Source organism: Erythrobacter alti (assembly GCF_037996805.1).
Taxonomy (GTDB): domain Bacteria; phylum Pseudomonadota; class Alphaproteobacteria; order Sphingomonadales; family Sphingomonadaceae; genus Alteraurantiacibacter; species Alteraurantiacibacter alti.
On the sequence record NZ_JBBNAX010000009.1, the window covers coordinates 104,729 to 129,899 of the forward strand.

General features: G+C 59.7%; 27 protein-coding genes. 16 read left to right on the plus strand and 11 right to left on the minus strand.

Going from position 1 to position 25,171, the window contains the following annotated elements:
• Positions 1–35 precede the first annotated feature (35 nt).
• From AAC850_RS12290 to AAC850_RS12315, 6 genes are all read left to right on the plus strand, one after another.
• Positions 36–797 carry an SDR family NAD(P)-dependent oxidoreductase gene (locus AAC850_RS12290; protein ID WP_340589072.1) on the plus strand — a complete coding sequence of 254 codons (762 nt, stop codon included), beginning with the start codon at positions 36–38 and terminating at the stop codon, positions 795–797.
• Entirely contained in the window at positions 794–1,738 is a 945-nt protein-coding gene (locus AAC850_RS12295) for a metallophosphoesterase family protein (RefSeq protein ID WP_340589074.1), read from the plus strand. Before AAC850_RS12290 ends, AAC850_RS12295 begins: the two co-directional genes overlap by 4 nt.
• Before the next feature lie 23 nt (positions 1,739–1,761).
• On the plus strand, positions 1,762–2,547 hold the full coding sequence (locus AAC850_RS12300; RefSeq protein WP_340589075.1) for a hypothetical protein: 786 nt from the start codon (positions 1,762–1,764) through the stop codon (positions 2,545–2,547).
• A gap of 78 nt (positions 2,548–2,625) precedes the next feature.
• The gene (locus AAC850_RS12305; protein WP_340589076.1) at positions 2,626–3,402 is read left to right on the plus strand and encodes an SDR family oxidoreductase; all 777 of its coding nucleotides are present in this window, start codon (positions 2,626–2,628) and stop codon (positions 3,400–3,402) included.
• Positions 3,399–4,877 (plus strand): aldehyde dehydrogenase family protein, encoded by a 1,479-nt coding sequence (locus AAC850_RS12310; protein ID WP_340589077.1) that lies wholly within the window; start codon positions 3,399–3,401, stop codon positions 4,875–4,877. The genes AAC850_RS12305 and AAC850_RS12310 overlap by 4 nt, the downstream gene beginning before the upstream one ends.
• Positions 4,878–4,898: 21 nt before the next feature.
• Positions 4,899–5,579, plus strand: a complete 681-nt coding sequence (locus AAC850_RS12315) for a TetR/AcrR family transcriptional regulator (protein WP_340589078.1) — start codon at positions 4,899–4,901, stop codon at positions 5,577–5,579.
• A gap of 3 nt (positions 5,580–5,582) precedes the next feature.
• Here AAC850_RS12315 and AAC850_RS12320 read toward each other — a convergent pair whose 3' ends face one another.
• The 5 genes from AAC850_RS12320 to AAC850_RS12340 form a co-directional block, all read right to left on the minus strand.
• On the minus strand, positions 5,583–6,377 hold the full coding sequence (locus tag AAC850_RS12320; RefSeq protein WP_340589079.1) for an enoyl-CoA hydratase/isomerase family protein: 795 nt from the start codon (positions 6,375–6,377) through the stop codon (positions 5,583–5,585).
• A 9-nt stretch (positions 6,378–6,386) separates the two neighbouring features.
• A complete protein-coding gene (locus AAC850_RS12325; RefSeq protein ID WP_340589081.1) occupies positions 6,387–8,594 on the minus strand; it encodes an acyl-CoA dehydrogenase family protein in 2,208 nt (735 codons plus the stop codon).
• Between the two features lie 34 nt (positions 8,595–8,628).
• Positions 8,629–9,444: a coniferyl-alcohol dehydrogenase gene (locus AAC850_RS12330; RefSeq protein WP_340589082.1), complete on the minus strand. Its 816-nt coding sequence runs from the start codon at positions 9,442–9,444 to the stop codon at positions 8,629–8,631.
• A 131-nt stretch (positions 9,445–9,575) separates the two neighbouring features.
• Entirely contained in the window at positions 9,576–10,829 is a 1,254-nt protein-coding gene (locus AAC850_RS12335) for a cytochrome P450 (protein ID WP_340589084.1), read from the minus strand.
• Positions 10,830–10,848: 19 nt separating this feature from the next.
• Complete coding sequence (locus tag AAC850_RS12340) at positions 10,849–11,175, minus strand: 2Fe-2S iron-sulfur cluster-binding protein (RefSeq protein WP_340589085.1); 327 nt, start codon at positions 11,173–11,175, stop codon at positions 10,849–10,851.
• 91 nt (positions 11,176–11,266) lie between these two features.
• On the opposite strand from AAC850_RS12340, the gene AAC850_RS12345 reads away from it, so the two are divergent.
• Entirely contained in the window at positions 11,267–11,926 is a 660-nt protein-coding gene (locus AAC850_RS12345; protein WP_340589087.1) for a TetR/AcrR family transcriptional regulator, read from the plus strand.
• Here AAC850_RS12345 and AAC850_RS12350 read toward each other — a convergent pair.
• The gene (locus AAC850_RS12350) at positions 11,923–12,924 is read right to left on the minus strand and encodes a zinc-dependent alcohol dehydrogenase (RefSeq protein WP_340589089.1); all 1,002 of its coding nucleotides are present in this window, start codon (positions 12,922–12,924) and stop codon (positions 11,923–11,925) included. The genes AAC850_RS12345 and AAC850_RS12350 overlap by 4 nt on opposite strands.
• 8 nt (positions 12,925–12,932) lie before the next feature.
• On the minus strand, positions 12,933–13,721 hold the full coding sequence (locus AAC850_RS12355) for an SDR family NAD(P)-dependent oxidoreductase (RefSeq protein ID WP_340589090.1): 789 nt from the start codon (positions 13,719–13,721) through the stop codon (positions 12,933–12,935).
• Between the two features lie 156 nt (positions 13,722–13,877).
• Here AAC850_RS12355 and AAC850_RS12360 point away from each other — a divergent pair, with 156 nt between their 5' ends.
• Genes AAC850_RS12360 through AAC850_RS12375 form a run of 4 tightly spaced genes read left to right on the plus strand, consistent with a single transcriptional unit; the run spans position 13,878 to position 16,667 of the window.
• The gene (locus AAC850_RS12360) at positions 13,878–14,345 is read left to right on the plus strand and encodes a VOC family protein (protein ID WP_340589091.1); all 468 of its coding nucleotides are present in this window, start codon (positions 13,878–13,880) and stop codon (positions 14,343–14,345) included.
• Complete coding sequence (locus tag AAC850_RS12365; RefSeq protein WP_340589092.1) at positions 14,342–15,127, plus strand: SDR family NAD(P)-dependent oxidoreductase; 786 nt, start codon at positions 14,342–14,344, stop codon at positions 15,125–15,127. The genes AAC850_RS12360 and AAC850_RS12365 overlap by 4 nt, the downstream gene beginning before the upstream one ends.
• Complete coding sequence (locus AAC850_RS12370; RefSeq protein ID WP_340589093.1) at positions 15,124–15,636, plus strand: nuclear transport factor 2 family protein; 513 nt, start codon at positions 15,124–15,126, stop codon at positions 15,634–15,636. Before AAC850_RS12365 ends, AAC850_RS12370 begins: the two co-directional genes overlap by 4 nt.
• A complete protein-coding gene (locus tag AAC850_RS12375) occupies positions 15,633–16,667 on the plus strand; it encodes a zinc-binding dehydrogenase (protein WP_340589094.1) in 1,035 nt (344 codons plus the stop codon). Before AAC850_RS12370 ends, AAC850_RS12375 begins: the two co-directional genes overlap by 4 nt.
• 3 nt (positions 16,668–16,670) lie before the next feature.
• Here the strand turns inward: AAC850_RS12375 and AAC850_RS12380 are convergent, their stop codons facing one another.
• Genes AAC850_RS12380 through AAC850_RS12395 form a run of 4 tightly spaced genes read right to left on the minus strand, consistent with a single transcriptional unit; the run spans position 16,671 to position 19,866 of the window.
• Positions 16,671–17,477, minus strand: coding sequence for an SDR family NAD(P)-dependent oxidoreductase (locus AAC850_RS12380; protein ID WP_340589095.1), 807 nt, complete (start codon positions 17,475–17,477; stop codon positions 16,671–16,673).
• Positions 17,478–17,479: 2 nt separating this feature from the next.
• Positions 17,480–17,821 carry a hypothetical protein gene (locus AAC850_RS12385; RefSeq protein ID WP_340589096.1) on the minus strand — a complete coding sequence of 114 codons (342 nt, stop codon included), beginning with the start codon at positions 17,819–17,821 and terminating at the stop codon, positions 17,480–17,482.
• Entirely contained in the window at positions 17,818–19,002 is a 1,185-nt protein-coding gene (locus AAC850_RS12390) for an aromatic ring-hydroxylating oxygenase subunit alpha (protein WP_340589097.1), read from the minus strand. The genes AAC850_RS12385 and AAC850_RS12390 overlap by 4 nt, the downstream gene beginning before the upstream one ends.
• A gap of 60 nt (positions 19,003–19,062) precedes the next feature.
• Complete coding sequence (locus AAC850_RS12395) at positions 19,063–19,866, minus strand: helix-turn-helix domain-containing protein (RefSeq protein ID WP_340589099.1); 804 nt, start codon at positions 19,864–19,866, stop codon at positions 19,063–19,065.
• 190 nt (positions 19,867–20,056) lie between these two features.
• On the opposite strand from AAC850_RS12395, the gene AAC850_RS12400 reads away from it, so the two are divergent.
• From AAC850_RS12400 to AAC850_RS12420, 5 genes are read left to right on the plus strand one after another with little or no spacing between them, the layout of a single operon-like run.
• Positions 20,057–21,718: an MFS transporter gene (locus tag AAC850_RS12400; protein ID WP_340589100.1), complete on the plus strand. Its 1,662-nt coding sequence runs from the start codon at positions 20,057–20,059 to the stop codon at positions 21,716–21,718.
• 8 nt (positions 21,719–21,726) lie between these two features.
• Positions 21,727–22,782 (plus strand): NAD(P)H-dependent amine dehydrogenase family protein, encoded by a 1,056-nt coding sequence (locus AAC850_RS12405; protein ID WP_340589101.1) that lies wholly within the window; start codon positions 21,727–21,729, stop codon positions 22,780–22,782.
• Positions 22,779–23,528: an SDR family oxidoreductase gene (locus AAC850_RS12410; protein WP_340589102.1), complete on the plus strand. Its 750-nt coding sequence runs from the start codon at positions 22,779–22,781 to the stop codon at positions 23,526–23,528. Before AAC850_RS12405 ends, AAC850_RS12410 begins: the two co-directional genes overlap by 4 nt.
• A gap of 20 nt (positions 23,529–23,548) precedes the next feature.
• On the plus strand, positions 23,549–24,868 hold the full coding sequence (locus AAC850_RS12415; RefSeq protein ID WP_340589103.1) for a spinster family MFS transporter: 1,320 nt from the start codon (positions 23,549–23,551) through the stop codon (positions 24,866–24,868).
• Positions 24,869–25,171 carry a DUF1330 domain-containing protein gene (locus tag AAC850_RS12420; RefSeq protein WP_340589104.1) on the plus strand — a complete coding sequence of 101 codons (303 nt, stop codon included), beginning with the start codon at positions 24,869–24,871 and terminating at the stop codon, positions 25,169–25,171.

Genomic DNA, 25,171 nt, shown 5'->3' on the forward strand with positions numbered 1-25,171 from the left:
GTTTCGCCATTTGTGACTGAGTGGAGCACCAAGATATGACAGGTAAATTCTCTGGCAAGACCATCCTTGTTACAGGCAGTGCCGCCGGATTGGGGCGCGCTTACGCCCAGAGTTTCGCAGGCGAGGGCGCGCATATAATCCTCGCAGATATCAATGCCGATGGCATGGACGAGACCAAAGCCTTGGTCGAAGGCGAGGGCGGCTCGGCTGAGTGCCATGTTTGTGACATGAGCAAGGAAACCGATATTCAGGCCTTGGGCGGTTCGGTCGTCGCCAACCACCCGAAGCTTGATGTGCTTATCAATAATGCCGGCCTGCACATGGGCGAGATCGCGCGTGGCTTTTTCGATCTTGGAATGGACAAGTGGCAGTTCTTCTACGCCGTCAATGTCTTCGGCCCACTGTTGTTGGCTGAAGCTGTGCGTCCTGCGCTGAAGGCTGCTAAGGGGCTGATTATAAACAAGAGTTCCATGGCAAGCTATGAACCGCAGACCGCCTATGGCATCACGAAGGCGAGCCTTAACGTTTTCACCCACGCCATGGCGAACCAGTTTGGCAATGATGAAATCCGCTGCGTTGCGATTGCGCCCGGCTTGATGGAAACACCGGCTTCAAAAGTCGGCGTGGAAGCAGCCAATTGGGATCGCTTGAAGGCAATGCAGAAGGTAAAACGGCAAGGCACTGCAGAGGACATCGCCAATCTCGGCATGTTTCTCGCCAGCGACGAGGGCAGCTTCATCAACAACCAGGTCATCCTGTGCGACGGCGGCAATCAACTCCGCGGCTTCCGCATATGAAGGCTTTGCTCGCCAGACTGACTCTCGGCCTGGCGACGCTGGGGCTTGCCGCCTGCGCGGCAACTGATGCACTTGGGCCAACCTCTGCCACGCAGCAGTCGAACGCCCCGCTACGCATCGCGGTAATCGGCGACCGGACGGGTGGCCATCGTCCGCACGTGTTCGAGCGGGCGATGGAGCATATTGAACAATTGCAGCCCGACCTTGTGCTTTCCGTTGGCGATCTGGTGGAAGGCTATGTCGAAGACGAAGACGAACTCGCGCGCCAGTGGGACGAAATCGAAGCGTTGATCGCACCTTTCGGGTCGCGCTTTCTGTCGGTCCCGGGAAATCACGATTACGCCAACGCAACCATGGCGCGGATTTGGACAGAGCGGCGCGGCACGCCATACTGGAGCGAAGTTCGCGATGGTGTCCTGATACTCGGTCTCTCGACCGAAGACCCCCCTGTCCCGCTGCCCGAAAGCGCGGTCGAGGGACACTTGCGATTGCAAGCCGCTATCGCCAGCGATCCCGAGGGAACACAGGCTCGAATACTCGAAGCCTATCGCGACCGCGAGAATGTCGAAAAGCCGGGGGAAGTTGCCATCAGCGACGCGCAGGTCGAGCATTTCCGCCAGGTGCTGGGCGCCAATCCTGCGCCGCGCTGGACAATCGTACTGATGCACAAACCAGCATGGATTTATGACAGCGCGAATTTCGAACGTATCGAGGCGATGCTCGGCGACAGGCCGTACACAATGATCGCGGGCCACGAGCATTATTATGCGCACGAAGAACGCTTTGGTCGCGACTACATCACGACGGGAACGACCGGAGGCATCTGGCTTCAGGACGGCCCAGGCCGCGTCGACCACCTGTTGTGGGTAGCACTTGGCGAGGGTGAGCCTACGTTTACCAATATCGGGATCGATGGAATGTTCGGCGTTACCGGGCGCTAGACTGGATTTTCGGGAAGATTTGCATGGCACAGTACACAACACTCCATCTCCACAATGTTCCGGATGACAAGACGGTTGCCTATGCCGCTTGGTTTGATGGCAAGCACAAGGAGGATCTCGGTCGGCTTCGCGGGTTTCGCAGCGCCGACCGCTTCGAAGTCACGCCCGAGCAGATCATGCCCGATATCGCCCAGCCATGGCGCTTCATGAGCGTCTACGAATTCGACTATGAAGCCCCGCGGATCGATTTGCCCGCACTTGCGCCGCTGCTCGCAGAGGCGCGCGATTCCGGCCTGATCGATGACGAGAACGAGAGCGAGAGGATTTATTCCTATCGGATGTATTCGGACTGGCAATTCAGCCTTAATCACCAGCCGGATCACCCATTCTCCGGTGTCTCGATAATCCTCGCCAATTTCGTAGCCGGGATGGAGGAGGAATATCACCACTGGTACGAGAACACTCACATTCCGGAGGTCTCTTGCGTGCCCGGCAAGGTGGGCATGAAGCGTGGTCGGTTGGCGGATGTGCAGGTTGAACCACGCCGCTATTGCCCCGGCGGCGAGCTCGTCTTCTGCGCTCAGCAGACCGATGATCTGCTGTTCACGGTCAAGGATTTCAGCGCGCGGGCGCGCGGGGTCAGCCCATCCGGCATTGCCTTTGCTGATCGTAGCAAGGCCGGGTCCTTTGCTCGGACGGTGCACTATTTCCGAAAGATCAGCGGCGACGAGAAATGGCCGGGCGGCATAGCCTATGACGGAGACTTGAGCGTCTATCCGGATGACTTCGCGCGACCAGCACCGGGCTAGGGCGCGTCATCGCCGCTGCGATCAAGCGCATCAAAGGCTGACTTGCCGCGTCGATTGAACCAATTTGTGCGACAAGAGATGACTATGACAAAAACGATTATAATCACGGGTGCCGGGGATGGCTTGGGACGCACGGTCGCACGGCGCTTTGCCGCCGACGGCGACCGCATTGTATTGCTCGGCCGGACCCTTTCAAAGGTGCAGGCCGTGGCGGATGAGCTGGGCGGACCCAGCTTCGCGGTGGAATGCGACGTCAGCCAGCCGGAATCGGTGCGCGCGGCATTTTCCGAGATCGCCAAGCGCTGCGACCATGTCGATGCCCTGATCAACAACGCGGCCTCCTATGAGCCATTTTCGCTTGCCGAAGCCACAGACGAGCAGGTGATGGGCATGGTCGGCATCAACCTTGCCGGGCCGGTGCTGTGCTCCCGCGAGGCGCTGCCGTTGCTACGCGGTGGTGGCAAGATCATCAATGTCAGCAGCGAAAGTGTTGGCCTCAAATTCGCGATGCAATGGCTCTATACCGGCACCAAGGTGGGGCTCGAATATATTTCGAACATGCTCGATCGCGAACTGGCACCCGAAGGGATCCGCGTCACGTCGATCCGCTGCGGCCAGATGTATGACGAGACCAAGACCGGCTCGAGCTGGCCGATCGACTTGATGACCCGCTTCGCAACCGAGAACGCTAAGGTTGGCATCGATTTCCGCAACCGTCCGTTGACCCATTACAGGTCCGTCGCCGAGGCATTTCACCATGTGGTGAACTCGCCGGCCGATATGCACATTGGCCATATCGAGCTGAACGGCGACCGACCCTACTCAGACCATTCAAGCGAGAAAGACCCGGCATGACCACTCTGCCCGATGCCAAGCTCTATATTGACGGAAAGCTCCGCGATGCCGAAGGTAGCAAGACCTTCGACGTGATCGGCCCATGGACCGGCGAGGTTGTTGGCAAGGCGGCCGACGCGTCTTCCGCCGATGTCGATGAAGCTATCGCGGCAGCCCGCCGGGCTTTTGACGATACCGGTTGGGCAGATCCTGAAAATCGCGGCGAACGGCTGCGACTGGTCAAGAAGCTGCGCGAGCTGTTCGAGGAGAACAAAGGCCGATTGGCTGAGCTGTCGCGTGTCGAGGCAGGCGCAGCGCTCGGTGCGGTGGCCATGGCGCATGTCGACAACGCCAATCTGGGCTGGGACGATTATATCAAGGTCTTCGAAGAAGTGACCTGGGAGGAAGACCTTGGCCAACGCGATTTTCGCAACATGCCCTCACACCGCAAGATTGTTTACGAGCCGGTGGGCGTGGTTGCGGCGATAACCCCGTGGAACGTCCCGCATTACGTCAATGTCGGCAAGGTAGTCGCCGCGCTGCTCGCCGGTTGCACCGTCATTCTCAAGCCCGCACCCGATACACCGGGACTGGGCGCAATCTGGGGTGAACTGGCGGAGCAGGCCGGATTGCCTGCAGGCGTGCTGAACGTTGTCTTCGGCTCCGATCCTGCCGCAGCTGGGGAACAGCTTGTGGCCGATCCCCGCGTCGATCTGATCAGCTTCACCGGTTCCACCGGTGTGGGTAAACGCATCATGGAAGCGGGCGCGCAAACCCTGAAGCGCGTTTTTCTCGAACTTGGCGGGAAGAGTGCCAAGATCGTACTCGACGACGCTCCGAACTTCGCCCGCGAATGTGCCCAGTCGCTTCTGGTGTTCCACGCCGGGCAGGGCTGTGCCGTTCAAAGTCGCCTTTTGGTGCCCCGCGCCCGTTATGATGAAGCGAAGGCCGCGCTGAAGGCGGGTTATGAAGGTTTCGGCGACAATTGGGGTCGCTTTGACGAACCTACGCACATCATGGGTCCGGTGGTCTCGAAAAGGCAGCAAGAACGGGTGATGAGCTATATCGAACTCGGCAAAGAGGAGGGCGCAACCTTGCTCGCAGGCGGGAATGCCCGTCAGGACAAGGGGGGCGGCTACTTCATCGAACCGACCTGCTTCATCGATGTCGATAATTCGATGCGTATTGCGCAGGAAGAAATCTTCGGCCCGGTTCTGGTCGTCATCCCGTTCGAGGATGATGAGGATGCCATTCGTATCGCCAATGAAACGCCTTACGGTCTTTCCGGCGGTGTCGTTTCCGCCGATCCGGTGCGGGCCGAGAATGTAGCGCGTCGCCTTCGCAGCGGCTCAGTCAGCGTGAACGGTGGAATGTGTATAGCCGGCGACTTGCCATTTGGAGGTTTCAAGGGCAGCGGCATGGGCCGCGAATGGGGAATTGCGGGCATCGAGGAATTTCTCGATAGCAAGGTCATAGCTGTCGGGCAGGCCGCCTGACGCTCAGGAGATTGAATTCACGTGGGTGCCGATCCGGGAGTCGATACCAATCTGCAAGGCCAGAAGCTCGGCCGCAAAGGTCGGATTACGCGGCAGCGTATCCTGACCGCCGCGCGTGAACTGATTGAAGATCCGGAAACGGAAGATTTCTCCATCAGCGCCGTTGCACGCCGCGCCGAGTTGCGTGTTTCTTCAATCTACAACTACTTCCCTGACTTGCCCGATTTGTTTCTGACCGTGCTCGAACCGATCATTGCGGAAACGCAAGTCGAACATCTCGCGATTCTCGAACGATTTTGGCCAGACGACACGCTCGGGGAAGATTGCCGAGCTTTCGTGCAGGCGTTTCACAGCTTCTGGAAGCGCAACGTTCGCCTGCTCCACATGCGCAACGCGATGGCCGACAAGCATGAGCAGCGGGTGCTGTCGCAACGGATCCTTTCTGCCCGACAGGTCGTCAACCTGCTGGGACAGCAGATGGGTGGGCCGAAAGAGGGCTATGAAGGGCCAGAATACGACCTAGCAAGCGTGCTATACACCGGGTTGGAGCGGGTCGTCACGATTGCCACCGATGAGCTGCTCAAGGCGCATTATCCGCCGCACGTCCAGCGCCGGTTTGGCGGGGCGACACTGGTCCAGCAGGGCCGCTTGCTTGAACTCGCCATCCGTGACGAGCGAGCGCGCATTGCTACCGAGGGCTAGGCCCTACTTCTTCCCGATCTTGGCGATGTAGTCTTCGATCCGACGCTTGTAGCCCGGGTTGAGCATCAGCCCGCTATTCGCCATTCGCTCGACGTGACGCGCTGAATCGCGGCCCAGCTCGGCAACCAGATCTATGGCGATCTTGGCCGCCCCCATCTGCTCAGGATCGTTCTTGGTCAGGTGGCGACAGAAATCGAGCGCGGCATCGTGGAATCCATCGTCGGGCAGGATGTCGTGCACCAATCCCATTACTAGCGCGCGTTCGGCATCGGCCTTGCGGTTCGCCATGACCAGCCAGCGCGCCCAGTGCGGGCCGCACAGGCGGGTGAGGCGGCTGACACCGTTGGATGCGGGCAACACGCCGAACAGCCCCTCTGGGAAGGAGAATTCTGCCGATTTGGCAGCAAGGCGGAAGTCGCAAGACAACGCCATTTCCAGCCCGCCGCCGACGCAAGTGGCGTGGACGGCGCAGACGATAGGCTTCTCGATATGCTCCATCTCGTCATAAATGGACTGCATCCCGAACAGGCCGATGCGATGATTTTCGCGGATCTCGGTGGCCGTCTCAGGCGGTTTGCGGCCGGCATCGCCCTTCATGTCGGCGCCCGAACAGAAGAACCGTCCCGATGAGCGGATCAGCATGGCGCGCAATTCGGGATCGTCGCGGAAGCGCAGGACTGCTTCGCCGAATAATTCCATCGTCTCGCGCGACAAGGCGTTGAGTTTTTCCGGTCGGTTCAGCGTAGCGATCAGTACGCCATCGACGGTTTCTGTCAGCAGGTGCGGTTGTTCACTCATGGACAAACCCTAGGCGCGAGTGCGCGGCAGGCCAAGCGCGCGTTCGGCGATCATCGAACGGTGGACCTGGCTGGTGCCTCCGTAGATGCGTGTGCCATGCGCATGGCGGTATGATTGGTTGAGCAATGCCGCCGCGCCTTCTCGCTTGGTAAGTGAAAGCGGCGCGGTAAGGTCGAGCATGTCACGGGCGTCTTCGAGAAAGCGCTCGGAGGAGAACATTTTTGCCATCGGGCCATAGGCCATGTTTGGCTTCTTCTCGGCGCTCGCCCAAGTTGCGCGATATTCGAGCAGCAGGCTGGCCTCGGCATCGATTCGCGCGCGCATGAGGCGGCGGCGCGCGTGAGTGGCTTCGATCAGCTTGCCACCGGCTGGGCCTTCGAGTTGGGCGCATAACTCCTCTGCTGACTCAACGGTTGCAAACATCGGATTGGCGAAACTTCCGCCATGTTCGAGTTCGAGCGCCAGCGACATCGTCTTCACACCGCCATCGACCTCACCGAGGCGATAGCTGTCGGGAATGTGCACATTGTCGTAAAAAGTGACGTTGGTCCGCTCGTCCTGGAAAGTGTGCACTGGCTGTACTGTGACACCTTTGGTCTTGAGCGGCACGATGAACATAGTGAGCCCCTTGTGCTTGGGAACTTCGGTATTCGTGCGCGTCAACATCAGCACATAGTCGGACAGATTGGCCCCGCTGGTCCACATCTTGGTACCCTCGATGCGCCAGCCATTGCCATCGGGTATCGCCCGCGTTTGCGCCGCGAAGACATCCGAGCCCGAGCCCGGCTCCGAGTAACCAAGGCTGGCAATCGCGTCGCCCGAGGTGATGCGCGAGAGGACCTCGTCCTTGAGCTCGTCCGAGCCAGCGCGCGAAATCATCAGGCCGACCATTTCGGCAACGCCAGCAGCCGGATTGCTGTAGCCATGCTTTTCAAAGGCGCGGCGGGCTGCCGACTTGGCGTATGGACCGACACCGCGTCCGCCCAGTTCCGGGCTGGACAGGAACAGCAACTTGGCATCGATCAGCTTCTTGTGCAGTTCGGGAACCCAGCCTTCCCAGCTGTAGTGGAATTTTTCGCGCATTTCCGAGGTGACATTGGCTTCCATGAAGCTGTCAATCTCGTCCATCATGGCGCGCGCTTCCTCGCCAATGTCAAATTCGATGGGAAGCTCGCCCACATCGGGCAGCGCGGTAGCCTCGTCACCATATTGGCGATCGCCCGCTTCAGTCAGCCATTGCTCCGGATCACCGGCAACCAGCGGCCATGACCGTGCGCGCAGCGAGTAGAGATAGATATCGTATTCGGTGGTCAGACCGTATCCGCCAAAGGTCTGGATGGCCTGGCTGGTCGTCCCGACTGCAGCCTTGGCGCTCCACCATAATGCGGCAGATACCTGCGCTCCGGCGTCGTCCGCACCATCGGCAATTGAGCGGATCGCTTTCCACGTCAGCAACTTACCGCAATCGACTTCGCAAAGCTGGTCGGCGAGCGGATGGCTGATCGCCTGGAACTTGCCGATCTCCTGTCCGAATTGCTTGCGCTCGCACGCATATTCGGCGGCCAGCTTGAGCGCTTGCCTGCCAAGCCCGACCAGCGCCATCGAGGTCAGGATTTTCCACTCTTCAAGCGTGGCGGTGAACAGATCGGTCGCGCTGTCACCTGTAGCCAGCACAGCAATATCGGCGGCAGCCAGGTCAATCTCGGTCAGACCGTCCGAGGCGAGGTTGGGTTCGGGCCTCCTTGCGTTCTCGGGCACTGTGCAAAGGACCACCTCATCCCCGCGTCGTGCAACTACCAGATCGGCATTGGCACCACCGGCGATGAATTGCTTAGGGTTGGTGGCGATGTCGTGGAAGGCAAGCGACGCGACGCTCTCTCCGCCAACGACAGCGGAAAATTGATCCGCAAAGGCTTCTCCGCCGAGCATGGCCAGAACGCGCGCCGCCAGCACCGTTTCGGCAATCGGACCGAATGGAAGTTTGCGGCCAACTTCTTCCATCAGCACGCAGGCGTCGAACGTGCCGAGGCCGAGGCCGTCAGCATCCTCGGGCACGCGGAGCATGAAGGCGCCGAGCTCGGCCAGCCCAGCCCATGTTTCGCGGTCAATTCCGCTCTCTTCTGCCTTGCGAAGACGTTCCGGCGTACAGCTATCATCGAGCAATCGCGCGAAGCTTTCGCGCATCATCTCCTGCTCTTCGGTCAGGTCGAAATTCACGCGTCGTCTCCTGCGAAATCGGGGATGTGAATTGTTATTTCTTGCCCATCAGCTTGGACATGTCGATCTGGCCCGTAGCGAGCGCGCCCATGAAGCCTCCGTCGACCGGCAATACCACGCCGTTGACGACGCTGGCGAGATCGGAGCCGAGCAGCACGAGGCCGCCGGCCTGTTCGGCAGGCGTCTGGTAGCGACCGATGGGGCCGACCGCGGCATCGACCGTTTCCTTGCCGGCAGCTTCATGGAAGGTCTTCATCATCGGGGATTCGGTCGGGCCGGGCAGGGTGCAATTCACACGGATACCCTGCTTGATCAGCTGGGCACCGGCGAACTGGGTCCACACGATGACGTTTTCCTTGGAGAAGGCATAACCTTCAGAAACGGTCTCAGCATTGGCATCACACCAGGCGATCGCTTCATCCCAGTCTTGCGTCGTGACAATTTCCATGTTGGCAGGCACGCGGCGGCTCCAACCAAGGCCGCCGGTGGAGGCAATGCTGACGACCGCGCCGCCATCGCTCATTAGCGGAACGACTTGCTGGGTCAGGTGACGCAGGCCAATGAAGTTCACCTTCATGACGTCCATCGCCGGGAAGGAGGTGGGCAGGCCCGCGCAGTTGAACAATGCGTGCACCTTGCCGCCGATGCCGGCGACGCCTGCCTCGATGCTGTCGCGATCGCGCAGGTCAACGGTGGTGAATGACGCGAGCGGCAGGTCGCACTCCTTGAAATCCATGCCGTGAACTTCGGCCCCGAGATCGATCAGGAGTTTGGCTGTGGCGCGACCCATGCCTGAAAAACAGCCGGAGACGATAACGCGCTTGCCGGAATACCCCAGAACATCAGACATGATTTTTCCTTGTAGGTTTCACGCCCCGGCCAAGGCCAAAGCACACTTGGAACTGAAAGTGTGTTCGCAGCCGCGCGCGCGGCGATCAATCACCCTGCGCGCAAATCGCCGCTGCGATACGAAAAAGGCGCTCAGGTTTCCCAGACCAGCGGAAGTGTCTCCGGGCCGATGACCCCGCCTGGCCGGTACTGGATTTGCGTGCCCGGCTTCACCTTGAATTCGGGTATCCTGCGCAGCCATTCTTGCAATGCAACCTTCACTTCCATGCGCGCAAGATGTGCGCCCATGCAGCTATGCACGCCGACGGTGAAGGCGAGGATGATCTTCTTGGGGCGATGGAAATCGACCTCCGCCGGATTGGGGAACACATCGGGATCGTAATTGCATGCAGGCAGCACGCTGGTGACCTTGTCACCTTTCTTCATCTGCACGCCGCGTAGTTCGATGTCCTGCTTCACCGTGCGGCCCGAGAACGTGACCGAGAACACCCGCAGCAGCTCTTCGACCTGCGCGTTAATATTGTCGGGATCGTTGATGATTTCCTGCACCCGATCCGGATTGTTGGCGAGCCAGTTCCAGATATTGTTCAGCGTGGCGAAGACGGTGTCGAGCCCGGCAATGAACAGGAACACGACGAAGCCGAACTTTTCCTTCGGGTGGAGCGGGCGACCGTCAATCTCTGCATGGACGATCTTGCTGATCAGGCCATCGTCGGGATTGACCTCCTTCTCGGCAATCTGGCCTTGAATGTATTCGGTAATCGTCACCATGGTTTTCGCCATGACTTCACGGTCGTTCGAATGAAGCAGCGCGATGGCCCACTCGACAAAAGTGTCGCACATGTCGCGCGGCAGGCCCATCAGATCGAGGAACACAAGCACGGGCAAGGGCCGGCCAAATGCCTCGGGGAAGTCGCATTCGCCCTTGTCGATCACATCGTCGATCAGCTCGTTGGCGAGCGTTCGGATACGGTCTTCCCAGCCCTGCACTGCCTTGGGCGAGATGAAAGGGTCTACGATATTGCGATAGGCCCGGTGGTCAGGCGGATCGATCTCGATCGGAATGAAGTAGAAATAGTCCTCGGGATTGCGAGGAAATGGAGTCGCATCCTCGGTCGAGAAATAGTCCGAATGGCGTAGCGCAAACAGCGCATCCTCATGCTTGATGAGGTTCCACATGTTCCCGAATGGTCCGACATCGTAGTAAATCGGCGGGAACCGGTCGTGCATCTCGGGAAAGAATTTGTACGGATCGGAAAGGAATTCCGGACTATAGATCAGGCCTGACTGTCGAATGAGTTCGGGCGGAACATGGTCAGGGACCTGGTCCATGCCCATCCGGCGATTGACCTTCGGGGGAACGGGGTTCGTGGGATCGATTTTCATGACGTTCTCCTCCGTTCGATCAGTATTGCGCTTCGGGAAGGTGAACCACCAGCCCATCCAGCGCTTCGGTAATATCGATCTGGCATGACAAGCGGCTGGTTGACTTGATTTCGCAAGCTGTCATTTCGAGCATGTCACGCTCATCCTGCGACGTCGGCGTTCCGGTCTTGTCGGCCCAGGCATCATCGACGTAGCAATGGCACGTGGCACAGGCGAGGCCGCCGCCGCATTCTGCGATAATCCCATCGATGCCATTCTCCATCGCGCCGCGCATGACGGTTTCGCCATCCTCGACGTCGACCGTCTGGCTTGCGCCGCTGCTGGAAATATATGTGACCTTTGCCATGGAGCCTCTCGCACTGATTGAGAACAGCGTTCTCGACCCCCGTCTTATACCGTGTTACCTGCGAATTGGAAGGCCGTAGCGGAGAGTTGACGTGGCGAGTGACGGGAAAGAAGGGCAGAGCAGCAACGCCGAGGCGATGAGTGCGCGCCGCCATGCGATCCTTGCCGCGGCAGACGAATTGCTGGCTGAAAACGGACTGGACGGGCTGACGATTCGTGCTGTCCTCGCGCACACTGGCTTGGCCCGCCGCGCATTCTACGATGTCTTCGCCACCAAGGATGATCTCGTCCTCGCGCTGTTCGAGAAGACACTCGCCGATGCAGCGGAGCAATTAGAAGCGGCAGGTCGCGATCTTGCCGGACCATCCGAACGTCTGGCGCTGGTTATCCAATCAATAGTGCTGGCAGGAGGCGAGGACCGGGAATTGGCGCGCCGGGACAGGCGCAGCGCGGCATTTAGTCTCGAACATTTGCGTTTGGCACAGGCGCGGCCAGACCAGCTTCAGTTAGCCATCAAGCCACTGGTCGACCTGATCCGTCGCATCATCGACCAAGGCATTGAAATCGGAGTCTGGCAGGTTTGCGATTCAGGCCGGGCTGCCCGCTTCGTTTACAACCTCGTGTCGACAAACGTTCATACCGAAATGCTGCAGCCCGGTTCGAAACGGCTAAGCCCGGCCGAGCGCCAATCATTGTCGGAGCAGACTATCCGGTTTTGCCAGGGCGCGCTCGTCGGCACTCACAGCGATTAGTCGAATTCAATCATTATCTTGGCCGATTCCGGTCTGGCCGCGATACCAAGCCCCTCGATTACCTTTTCGAAAGGCAGGTGGTGGCTGATCAGCGTGGCAATCGTGTCCTTAAGCCGCGGCATGGCGGCGATGACGTCGGGAAACTCATCGGGATAGCCGACAGCTGTCGTAATCGTCATTTCGCTCGTCAGCATTTGTCCGGCGGGCAATTCAATGGGCTTGAGATAGGCCGCAGTGATAACGTGGCGCGCGTGCTGCTTCGCGATACCGACCACCTGCGCAAGGATCATCGGCGCCCCTGCGGCGTCGATGTATGCATCGGTATCGGCCCGCTCGCGATTGAAGTAATTGTGGCTGCCGTGGATCTCCTTGATCCGCGCTTGAACGTCTTCCTTTGCCGGATTGATCGTTTGCGCGCCAAGTGAACGCGCGCGTTCCAGCCGTTCTACTGCGAGGTCGAGCGCGATCACATCGCACCCTCGATCGACGGCCCACATTACCATGCCAAGCCCGATCGGACCGCAGCCGAAGATGACGATCTTGTCGCCCTCCTTCGCCTCGGCACGGTTCACCCCGTGCATGGCCACAGCGAGCGGTTCGCACATGGCGGCGACATCGTACGGAATGCCGTCGGGGATCGGCAGGACGCTGTCCCCCAGTCGCGCATCGCGCACCAGAAGTTCTTCTGTGAAGGCACCTTCAGGTCCGCCGCTGCCGATGAAGCTGGGCGTGTTCATCGGATTCACGATCACCTTCTGGCCGACCGTCACGCCTTCGACTTCCGCGCCGACTTCCATCACTTCACCCGAGCCTTCGTGCCCTAGCGGCGTGGGCTTGCCGGGGCCGGGAATGCCACCGTGCTTGATGTAAGAGAGATCGCTGCCGCAAATGCCGCAGGCCTTCATCTTCACCACGACATCCTTCGCGCCGGCTGGCGGGCGCTGGTAATCGTCGAGGCTGACGGAATTGACGTCGTGGATATTGAGCAGCTTGGACATCGGAATTCCTAGCTTGAAACCATGTCGCCACCATCGATGGTGATGGTCTGGCCAGTAAGGAATGATGAAGCGTCGGAGCACAGGAATGCGCCGATACCTTCGAAGTCTTCAGGATATCCAACGCGTCCGACCGGCACTTTCGGGCCGAACATTTCGGCCATTGCTTTTTCGTTCGCTTCCCCGCCCATCATCGGGGTCATGATAAGGCCCGGAGCGACAACATTAGCGCGGATGCCGTATTTACCGAATTCCACTGCCATGCAGCGGGTTATGCCAGCTACCGCGCATTTGGCAGCCGAGTAATTCTGCTTGCCCGGCATACCGCGGAACAGCGACAGGCTGCCGCATGCCACCAGGCTTCCGCCCGGTTCACCGCCCTCGGCTCGCGCCACCATGTGGCGGGCGCCTTCCCGCAGCGTGTGAAACGCACCGTGCATGGCGACATCGAGGAAGCTGTGCCACGCCTCTGTCGGCATATCGAACACCGAATTGAAGCCCGGAGGCCCGCCGGAATTGGCGAAGACGCAGTCGAGGCGACCAAAGTCGGCCATCAGCCGGTCATAACCGTCGACTATGTTCTTTTCAGAAGAGACATCGACCACATAGGTCTCGACCCGGCCTGCCCCGACATCGAGTAATTCCTGTCTGGCGGCGGCGTTCTTTTCTTCGTTGCGCGCCCAGATCGCGATATCGCCGCCCATCTTCGCAATTCCCTTGGCAAAGCCGAGGCCAATACCCCCGTTTCCGCCGGTCACCAGCGTGGTCTTACCCGAACAATCGAACAGTTTGTCTGCCATGTCTCACTCCCATTTGCCGATAAGTCATGACGAAGAGGGCGGGCTTTGACCAGCGTTCGGGGCATCGCTTCGGCGATCACTCGGCAAGCGCCGGTCATGTGCGGTTCTGCCTCCCTCTTTTGATGCTAGGCAAGCTTGGAAACGGAGGATCACCCGATGGCGTTCGGACATCATTACCAAAATGCCTATGTCACCAGAAACATCGACAAGGCGCTGGAATCCTTCCGCAAATATGCCGACACGCGGCTGATCCTTGAAACCGAAGTCGAGGTTGAACTGTGGACTCCTGAAGGCACAGGCAAGGGCGTCCAGAAGCTTGCCTTCGTTTGGGTGGAGGATCACAATTACGAACTGATCCAGCCGATCAGCGGTGATGTGCTCAAGATATATCGCGATGCCTTGCCCGAGGGAGATGAAATGGTCTTCCACCATGTCTGCCACCGGGTTGACGACTGGGACGAAGCGATGGCGAAGATCGCGCAGAACCCATTCCCCATCGTACAACGCGGCGGAACGCCGGGAATGCTGGAGTTCTGCTACGTCGATGCGCGCGACTGGCTGGGCCATTACATCGAATATATCTGGGCCGTTCCCGAACGGTGGCAACAATTGGGTGGACGATGATTGACGCGAGACAACACGGCCCTTGGGCTTTGATCGCCGGCGCATCGGAAGGTCTGGGCGCAATATTCGCGCAGCGCTTTGCCGCTCAGGGAATAAACCTGCTTCTGCTCGCCCGGAGCGGCGACAAGCTGGACGCGCTTGCGGAGCGTCTGCGGAGCACATCGGATGTCGAGATCCGACCCTTGGTCGTCGACCTGACTACGCCCGATATGCTGCAAACAGTGGCCGAAGCTACCGAAGGGTTGGAAATCGGCTCGCTTATCTACGTCGCGGGCGCGGGAGGTACGCCCTATCCGCTGATCGATCAGCCGCTTGATGAAGCAATGTTGACGATCAACCTCAATGTCGTTGGCCAGACCCTGTTGGCGCGGCATGTCGGCAAGGGAATGGCCGAGCGCGGTCGCGGTGCAATCGTGCTCGTCGGCTCGCTTGGCTGCGTCGCCGGGTCGAAACGGCTCGCAGTCTATACCGCTTCCAAGGCTTACACGCAGCTGCTTGCAGAAGGGCTTTGGGCTGAATTGACTCCAATGGGCGTCGATGTTGCTGGCCTGCTCATCGGTCGGACCGGCACGCCGAAGCTGCAACGCTCCGAATTCGGCAAGGACAGCGCTATTCCGGTTGCCGACCCGGCCGATATCGTCGACTTCGCTCTCGAGAACCTGCAGGATGGGCCGATCATTGTTCCGCCCGACTTGCAGCAGAGCTTCGAGGCGCTGCGGTCCATGCCACGCCGGAAGGCCGTGAACATCATGACCAAATCGCTCGACGCGCAGACGTCATGAGCGATCAGGCCACCACGCTCGGCGAACTGGCTGACAGGGAAGCAATCCGGCAGCAAATATACAATTATTGCCGTGCCGTAGATCGCATGGACGCAGACCTCGGCTACAAGGTTTGGCACGAAGATGGCACCGCCGATTACGGCGAGGATGTATATCAGGGCACCGGCCGGGGCTTTATTGACCACGTAAACGCGGTGCACGCTCACTTGCTGGCCCATTCGCACCAGGTCACCAACATCATCATCCATCTGGACGGCGACCGTGCGGCAAGCGAATCCTATCACGTCGCCTACCTCACGATGGATCGCGGGGGGCAGTTGATGGAAATGCGTGTGTGTGGCCGGTATCTCGACAAATGGTCACGGCGTAATGGACTGTGGGCGATCGATCACCGGACGACCGTTCGCGACATCGATTCCATCCAGCCAATTACTGCCTTGAGCAAGTGCGAGGTCGGTTCACGCGACGCGACTGACCCCTCATATCGATTTCTCGGGAGTGGCGCATGAAGGCCGCATTCATTCAGGACGGCAAGGTTCAGGTCGGCTCTTTTGATGACCCTGTTCCGGGCAAGGGCCACGCCCTGGTGCGCACGCATCGCTGCGGTCTTTGTGCTTCCGAAGCGCATTTCCTCCACGCCGGACAGAACGTCATTGATCTGTCGCGCAAGTTTGGCGGCCCCTATGCATCGCTCGACCAATCGCAGCCATTTGTGCCGGGCCACGAATATGTCGGTGAAGTCGTCGATTATGGTCCGGGCAGCAAACGGCCGGTGAAGCCCGGGCGGCGCGTTACATCCTTGCCAATCATGCGCCAATCCGGAAGCCACGCTGTCATTGGCTTCAACAATGCCTGCCCGGGCGGTTTCGGCGAGTACTTGCTGCTCGACGAAGACATGCTGAGCGAAATTCCGAACGCCTTGGACGATAATCTTGCTGCCATGACGGAGCCGCTGGCGGTTGGCCTTGAGCACGCCCGGCGCGGCAATCCCACCAAGGATGATTGCGCTCTGGTTATCGGTTGCGGAGCGATCGGACTGGGTGTCATTGCCGGCCTCAAGCTGGCGGGTATCGCGCCGATAGTTGCAACGGATCTGGACGAGGATCGACGTGCGCTGGCGATTGCGATGGGGGCAGATATCGCCATCGATCCGCGCACGGTCTCTCCTTATGAACCGCTACCCGATCTCGACGGACGGCAGGTCAACTTGGTTTATGAGTGTGTCGGCCTTCCCGGGTTCCTGCAACAGATCATCCAGTCGGTCGGCTTTGGTGCTCGCGTCGTAATGGGTGGTTATTGCATGGAAGTAGAGGAGCTGTTCGTTTTTGCTGCCCAGAACAAGCGCCTGACGGTCCATTTCGCAGGCGGAGAAGAGCCGCAGGACATGGAACTGGCCCTGCGCAGCATCGCGGAAGGCACAATCGACGTCACGCCCTGGATTGGCGCGGAAATCGGGCTTGCGGGCGTGGCGGATGCGCTTTCGACCATGTCCGAAGCGGGGTCTCCGGTCCGCACAGTCGTCGATCCGCGCCGTTTGTAGGGATCAGAGCAGCGATCCACCGTCGATGGGATAGACCTGTCCGGTGACGAAAGCGGCATTCTCGCTTGCCAGCCAGACCGATAGCGAAGCGACTTCTTCGGGATAGGCCATGGGTCTTTCGAGCACCGTCGTGCGCGCACGCTTGGCGGCATCCTCGGGCGCAGTTCCGGCAAACAGGCGGGCGAAGAAATCGCCCTTGAAGCGGCTGCCACTACTGAAGGCCTCGGGATCGCGCGACATCGTGCCATAGGGCGCTACGCAATTGACCCGGACTCCGTGCTGGCCGACTTCCTTCGCCAGCACTTTGGTAAATCCATGCACGGCAGATTTGGCCGCCGAATAGACCGGAAGCATGTAATCGCCGACCAGACCTGCGGTTGATCCGATGTTGACGATCGCGCCGGATTGGCGCTCGATCATCCCTGGTAAGACGGCATGGGTCATGCGCAGGACGGTGCCGAAATTGAGGTCCAGATCGCCTGCCCAGATGTCAGGATCGGACTCGGCGAAGAAACCCGCAGCTACATTACCGCCGACATTGTTGACCAGTACATCAACCGGCCCGATTGCGCTTGCCGCCTCTTGCACTCGGCTGGCGGCATCCGGGTCCGTCATGTCGGCTGCGAAGAAGGTGAAGGAGCCGTTGCCTCGCTCGCTCGCGAGTTCGGTTAGTTTTGCGCCGGCCTGTTCATCGCGTCCTACGCCCAGGACATTTGCGCCTTCAGCGGCAAAGGCGAGAGCGATTGCGCGGCCAATATTGGCAGTCGCCCCGGTAATGATGACGGTCTTTCCAGCCAGTGCTGTGTCCATGGTCAGTGATCCGCCGGGGCTGATGTGATGAGTAGCCGCTTGCGGCTGCGAGCGTGCCGGTCTTCGTCGGGGCCCTGAACTTCGATTGCTTGCGCGACATGTGCGTAGGACAAGGCCATGCGCATCAGTTTGGTCTCTGCTTCGTCATGTTGATTGAGGGGTGTCTGGTCCAGCCGGGCGAGAGCTTCGCCAAGACGCGGAGTGAAAGCGTCGTAGAATTGCTGTCGCTGATCCGCCGATTTGGCACCACGCTGCGCATCTCGTTCCAATGCGGTGCCAAGCGACCAGTCGCTCACGAAGTGCTCAAGTGCAGCGAATCCCTCTGGCAAGTCTTGCTCGGTCACTGCCCGGTCTCCGCGCGATAATCGTCGACCATTTCCTCGACAGTGTTGAACAAATGGCGACACAGCGCTTCCTGTGTCTGCATGTGAATGTGATCGAGCGCGCCGCTCGAAATGCCGCGCTGGCCTGCCTCGATCACATCAACATCTTCGCAATGAACATCGTGAGCAGTCACCGCAATCGCTTCACGAGCATATCGCTCGCTCGCATCGCCATCTTCATCGACCCAATAGAGCCGGATGACACCGCGCGATTTCTCGGCGCTGAGCGGATAGACCACGTGGACGAAATGCTGCACCGGCGTGCCAAGCATGAAAAAGCTTGGAAACAGGGCGAAGTACTTGCGCCCATGTTCGGTGTTCATCAGACCCTTTTCCGTCGCCTTGGGGATCATCAGGCCAAACGCGGTCGCCTGGTAGGGTGGAGACACGGCCTCTGGATTGCTCCAGAGTTGCTGCGTCCGGTGCGGTCCGTGAAAGCCGAATTCGGCAGGATATCCGAAGGGATTATCGTCCGAGAATGTCGGTTTGCCACTGCGCGAATGAATAAAGCGCAGGTGGTAGTTTTCCTGGAAATTGTCATAGGCCAGCTTCCAGTTGGCATCGATTTCGTAGGAATATTCGGTGAATGTCGTCGCGCGCGCTACTGGCAGCGTTTCCATCTGTTCGGCAAGCGGACCCAGCCATTCCCGCAAGGGTTGTGGGTCCTTGCCGAGATGGACGAATATCAGTCCTGCACAAATTTCGAGTGCGACCTGCTTCAGTGCGCAATCTTCCTTCTCGACATGGAATTGATCGAAATCGGGTGCCGAGATCAGCGCTCCGTCCGCGCCATACGTCCACATGTGATAGGGGCAGGAGAATTTGGTGCGCTTGCCCTGCGCTTCCTCAACCAACTGCGTGCCACGGTGAGTGCAGACATTGTGGAATGCGCGGATTTCTCCGTCCTTTCCACGTACGACTAGTAGGGATGCGCGAAGGACTTCCACTTCACGGCGGATGAAACTGCCGTTTTCAGGAAGTTCACAAACGTGACCGATGCATTGCCAGGTGCGGCGGAAAACCGCTTCGCGTTCGAGCTCAAACCAGTCGGGATCATAATATGGCTTAGCCGGAATCGGCCTAGTGCCGAGGAAGTCGACTTCAGATTGCGGAATGCGCTCAAAGCCCGTCTCACCGCCCATCGCAGCCTCCTGATGCCATGAATTTGCGGGTACCGCTTTGTGCACCCACGGTTCTCGCGATCAGGCCGCCGTCGGGAAGGGATAGAGGACGTTCTCGGCGGGCTCGGGCTGGTCGGCACAGACTGCGACAGCTTCACGGAGCATCGCCAGCAAGGCTTCCGGATCGTTTTCTTCCTTGGGCTCGTAAACGATGGCGAGCGCCATTGGACGTTCGAGAGTGACATCTGGAATAAGCACGGCGCAGACATCGGCAATCGAACCAAAGCCCATCTGCCCAACGATCTCACCGCGATCACCGGCGCGTTCCACGCGCTCGGCCATTTCGGGGAAGGAGAACTGGCGGCCCTCCTGTGCTTCTGCATTCATACGGCGCAACATGCCTTCACGGCGCTGCTTGTCGACCGTAGACAACAGGAGCTGCCCAACCGCACTGTCCGACATGCGTTCCTGCATGCCACCATAGATGCCCTTGGCTGTAGTCGCCTTCAGCGGCGGCTCCCCATTGTGCCAGGTGAAAATCTGGGTTTCGAGACCGACCATGCCGAAGACGCCGACCGACAGATGCGTCTGGGCCGAAAGCTTGTCGACCAGTCCGGATAGCCGTCCGTCGCGGACGAATTCAGGCTGGGTCAGCGAGCCGAGCATCGCTGCCCGCGGGGTCAAAGTGTATGAGCGAGTCGACATGTCCTTGTAGAGCAGACCGAGGTCCACGAGGCTCGAAAGCAGCTCCGAAGTGCTCGACTGCGGACGGTCATAACGGCGAACGATATCCATCACTGTGGCCGTTGGATGATCATGATCGAAAAAGTCCAGAACCTCGATCACGCGCTTGGCAATTTTTGCCTTGTTGCTGCTGGTCTGCATGCGAATCTCTCCCACTCGCCTTCTTTGATGAACACCAGTGTTGATTAGAGAGTGCGGCGAGTCAACAAAAAAATGAAAACTTGTCATTTCTGCGACGCGCCCGCGATGTATCGGTCGCCTTGGCGATGTTTCATGTGCTTGGAACTGTGGCAGATTGACCGCAGTGGAAGCGGAGGGCCATTGACCGAGGATGTCCACCGCGCCTGCTCAACCCAGATCGAATCCCTTCTCTCCACTGCGAGAGCGGACCTTTCGTCGCATATGGTCGGCAAGCGTATTGGGAAACCTTGGCCAACTGATACTTGGCGTGGGCGCTGCCTGGGAAATGACCCGGCTGAGCAGTTCCACGACCATGGTCGCGCTCGTCCAGACCGCCATGATGTTGCCCCTCATGATCGCGTCTGTCCCAGCTGGTGCGCTCGCCGACATGTACGATCGTCGCAAGGTGGCAATGTCCGGATTGCTTGTCTCAATGCTTTCGGCGGGTACGCTCGCGACCATTGCAGTCCTTGGACTTGCGACGCCATGGACCTTGCTCACATTCTGTTTCCTGATCGGCGTCGGTGTTGCGATTTATAGTCCGGCCTGGTCTGCTTCGATCAACGAACAGGTCAGTCCGGCAAACCTGCCAGCAGCAGTCGCGCTTGGTACAATCAGCTACAATGTCGCGCGAAGTTTTGGTCCGGCTATGGGCGGGGTGATCGTGTTGGCCTTCGGGGCCACTGCCACATTCGGCCTTAACGCATTGCTCTACATTCCGCTGCTCGTGGCATTCTTCTTCTGGCGCAGGGAGCAGTTGCCCGCCCGACTTCCGCCCGAGGGGGTGGGAAGGGCGATGTTATCGGGCACGCGCTATGTCTTCCACTCGCCCATACTGAAGCGCACCTTGCTGCGTGCCTTTCTGTTTGGCCTCGTCGGCGCAACTGCCAATGCGCTCGCCCCACTGATCGCCCGCGATACTCTTGGCGGCGATGCTGCGACGTTTGGGATATTGCTGGGGGCTGGCGGTGCTGGCGCGGTTTCGGGCGCATTGTTCGTTAGCCATTTGCGCGCCCGCTTCGGGACTGAACTTTCATCTCGATTGCTGATGCCAATCGGTGGGATCGGACTGATTGTCATTGGGGTCAGCACGAACCTGCTTCTCACGTGCGCGGCGCTGTTCTGCATCGGAGCTGCCAATATCCTCGTCATCGCCCTGTATAATGTCGCAGTGCAACTGACGACGCCGCGCTGGGTTCTGGCACGGGCCTTATCGCTTTTCGCCTCAGCCATGACCGGCGGGATCGCGCTCGGTTCCTGGATGTGGGGCGCGCTGGCGGGCATCTGGACGGTCGAAATTGCCATGGTCGTATCAGGCGCGGCTATGCTGTTGATGCCGCTCATCGCAATCCTTCTACCGCTACAGGAAGAAGCGCCGGAACAGGCGGCGCCTGTGCAACTGGCGAATGAGCCCGAAATCGGTCTTGCGCTGACCATGCGTTCGGGTCCGGTCGTCATCGAGGTCGATTACCGTGTCGCCGCCGATGATGCGCGCGACTTCTACAATGCTGCGCTGGCATTCCGCTCTCTGCGGTTGCGCAACGGTGGATACGGTTGGTCCATTGCGCGCGACATTGCCGATCCCGAAGTCTGGACCGAGCGCTTCCAGTGCCTGACCTGGGCAGATTATCTTCGCATCCGTGACCGTCACACGGCTGCCGACAGGGAGGCGCAGGAGGCGGTGTCCCTCCACTTGATGGAAGGCCACCGCCCGGTCGTCCGACGGCGGCTGGAGCGACCGTTCGGTTCGGTTCGCTGGCAGCAGGATTCGCCTGACCCAAAGGGCGGAGAAGCGGGGTTCGTAGTGCCATGAACAAGCGAGTGAAAATCATTCAATGGGCCACCGGCAATATCGGTGCGCGGTCATTGCGCGCGGTGATCGAACATCCCGCGATGGAGCTTGTTGGCGTGTGGGTGAGCTCGGCTGAAAAGGCCGGGCGGGACGCCGCCGAATTGTGCGGCCTGGATCGCGAAATAGGGGTAGCGGCCACGAACGACGCAGATGCCCTCGTCGCGCTCGACGCCGATTGCGTGCTCTATATGCGCCAGGGCACCGATGTGTACGAGCTTGCCCGCCTTCTCGCATCCGGGAAGAATATCGTAACAACGCGCGGGGACTTTCATTACCCGCCCATGATGGAGCCGGAGGCTCGACGGCGGATCGAGCAGGCGTGTTCAGCCGGAAACACGTCAATCTACAGCACGGGCTCCAGCCCCGGTTTCGTGACCGAAGCGCTGCCCATTCAGCTTCTTTCATTGTCGCGGCGATTGGACTGCCTGACCATCGATGAATTCGCCGATCTGGGCTCGCGCAATTCGCCGCAATTGCTGTTCGAGCTGATGGGCTACGGAAAGCCCATGCGCGAATTTCACCCCGCGCACGCCGAACATGTGAAAGCGGATTTCGCATCATCGCTGGCGCAGATCGCGGTTGCTTGCGGAATCGCAATCGATAGCTGGGAGGCGCATGGCGAATATTCCGCCGCGAGAGAGACGGTCGAGATTGCGGCTGGGACCATCCCGCAAGGCTCGATCGCTGCGCAACGAATCACGGTAGCGGGCATCTGTGATGGCAAGCCACGCTTGCGCTTTCGGGCCAATTGGTATGCGACCGACAAGATCGAGAACGATGATTGGGAATTGCGGGAGTCCGGCTGGCGCTTGAAGGTCGGAGGTGACACGCCGCTCGATGTTGGAGTTACCTTCCCGGTCGCGCCTGAAGAATACGCAGCCTTTACACCAGGACTGACAGCCCATCGGGCCGTCAATGCTGTGACCGCCGTTTGTGCTGCCTCGCCGGGCATCCGAACGACCGTCGACCTGCCTCAGGTCGTGGCAAATCTGGGTGCGCGGAATATGGACGTTGACCAGCAATGAGCCACGGTGATCTTGCCGGGCGGGTCGCCCTCGTCACCGGTGCATCTTCGGGCATCGGACAGGCTGCAGCACGAGCACTTGCAACGGCGGGGGCACACGTCGTGGTGGCGGCTCGGCGCGCGGACAGACTCTCTCGACTGGCCGAGGAATTTGGCGCGAACGCTCATGTCGTTGCGGGTGACGTGGCGCTAGAACAGGACGCCGTTGCCATGGTCGGTCAAACGATCGAGCGCTTCGGACAGATCGACGTCCTCGTGAATTCGGCAGGCATGATTGATGCAGGCGGGTTGGAAAAGCTGTCGCTCGAACGATGGCGGAGGGTGATCGAGGTCAATCTGTTTGGCACGATCAATGTCTGCAAGGCGGCCTTACCGCACATGAAGGCACGAAAGTCGGGCGATATCATAAACATTTCATCGACAGCTGGCCGCCGGGCAGCGGGCCTGATGGGAGCCTATTCCACCAGCAAGTTCGGGTTGACCGGATTCACCGAGGGACTTCGGCAAGAGATGGGCGATCATGGTGTGCGCGTTTCGATTATCGAACCCGGTGCAACCGAAACCGAGGTTGCGGATGGGATCAGCGATCCGGCGATGCGCGAAGCGATGGAGCAACACGTATCGCGCGATGGCGCCATGCAACCAGCCGACATCGCCGATGCGATCATGTTTATGCTGCGCCTGCCCCGGCGCGCCAATGTCTCGCAAATACTGATACGGCCCACTGACGACACTAATCCGATGTAGGGCGGCAAGGCATTACCGATATGGCAGTTTCAACGGCTGACCCTGGACTTTTGGGAAAAGACGCCACGCAGGTAGAAACGCCATCGCTTCCACGGCGGATCTGGCTGCTTGTCATTGCTGCCAGCGTTGGAGGTGTCAGCGCGCTCGATCGGCAAGTGCTCACCATGCTGGTGGAACCAATCCGAGCAGAATTCAGCCTGTCGGACCAACAACTCGGCCTACTTACAGGGCTCGCCTTTGCCGTAACCTATGTCATCGCCGCAATTCCAGCCGCTCGACTTGCCGACCGCTGGTCACGCAAGAAAGTCGTCGCTGGCGCGCTGACGCTGTGGAGCGGGATGACTATTCTGTGCGGAGCGGCGGCAAGTTATTGGCAATTATTCTTCGCCCGGGTCGGTGTCGGGCTGGGAGAGGCTGGCGGCAGCGCGCCGATGCAGGCCCTGTTGGCAGATTCTTTCCCTCGGCGTCAGCGCGGCCTGGCGATGTCGGTCTATCTTGTTGGCTCATCGCTTGGCGTGGGGCTGGGCCTCGCATTCACAGGCTGGGCGCTGGTAGAGTTTGGCTGGCGGTGGGCCTTTGTGTTCGCTGGCGTTCCCGGCTTGTTGCTCGCTCCGTTGATTATGTTGACGGTCAAGGAGCGTCGTGCTGCGCGCAGCGCCGGTCTTGATGGGTCCGACCGACAACCTCCGCTCGGACAAACAATGAAGACACTTTGGCACATTCGATCACTGCCGCTGATGATGGTGGGCACTACGCTCATGGCATTGATCGGGATGGGTCTTCTTGCGTGGATCCCCGCATTCTTTGCGCGCACGCACGGTCTGGAGCCGCTGGAGGTCGGGACCAAGCTGGGCGCGGCGCTCGCGACCGGCTCTTTCATCGGGCGGCTCGCTGGCGGGCCTTTGGCTGAATACCTCGGACGGTGGGACTTGCGGTTCTACCTATGGACCCCGATCCTTACGGGCGCACTGGCCGTCATGCTCGTCTTTGCGGCGCTGAACAGTACGCCCAACATGGCATTCACGCTACTGGGCTTTCAGACCTTCCTGACCGGCCTCTTTGCCGCACCCATGCTGTATATCGCAACAACGCTTGCGCCTGATTGGGCGCGGGCGACTTCGGCAGCGTGTGCCATGTTCGCCATCAACCTTGTCGGACTGGGTGCCGGGCCATGGCTGGTCGGCGCGCTGAGCGACTGGCTGCGACCCGAATTTGGCGAAGAATCGCTGCGGATGGCGCTGACTTTCGCGCTTCTGGTCTACATACCGGCGGCAATCTGTTTCTGGCTCGCTAGCCGTACCTTCAGCGACGATCATGCCGCTGCCACACAGGAGGACTGAATGCCTGCCTATATCATGTTCACCCGTGAGGAGCCGGTTGCAGACGAGAGTGCGCTCGCTCGGTACAGCGCTGCCAACCGCGCCAACGCCGCCGACTGGCAGAAGCAATTTTCCATCACGCCGCTTGCCGTTTACGGCAGGCTCGAAACGCTCGAAGGAGAAAGCGCAGACGGCGTCGTACTCCTGCAATTCCCGACCATGGCGGATGCACGCGCCTGGTACGACAGCCCCGAATATCAGGCGGCCATAGCTGACAGGCACAGGGCCGCCCCTTACCGTGCCATCATGTTCGAAGGATTTTGA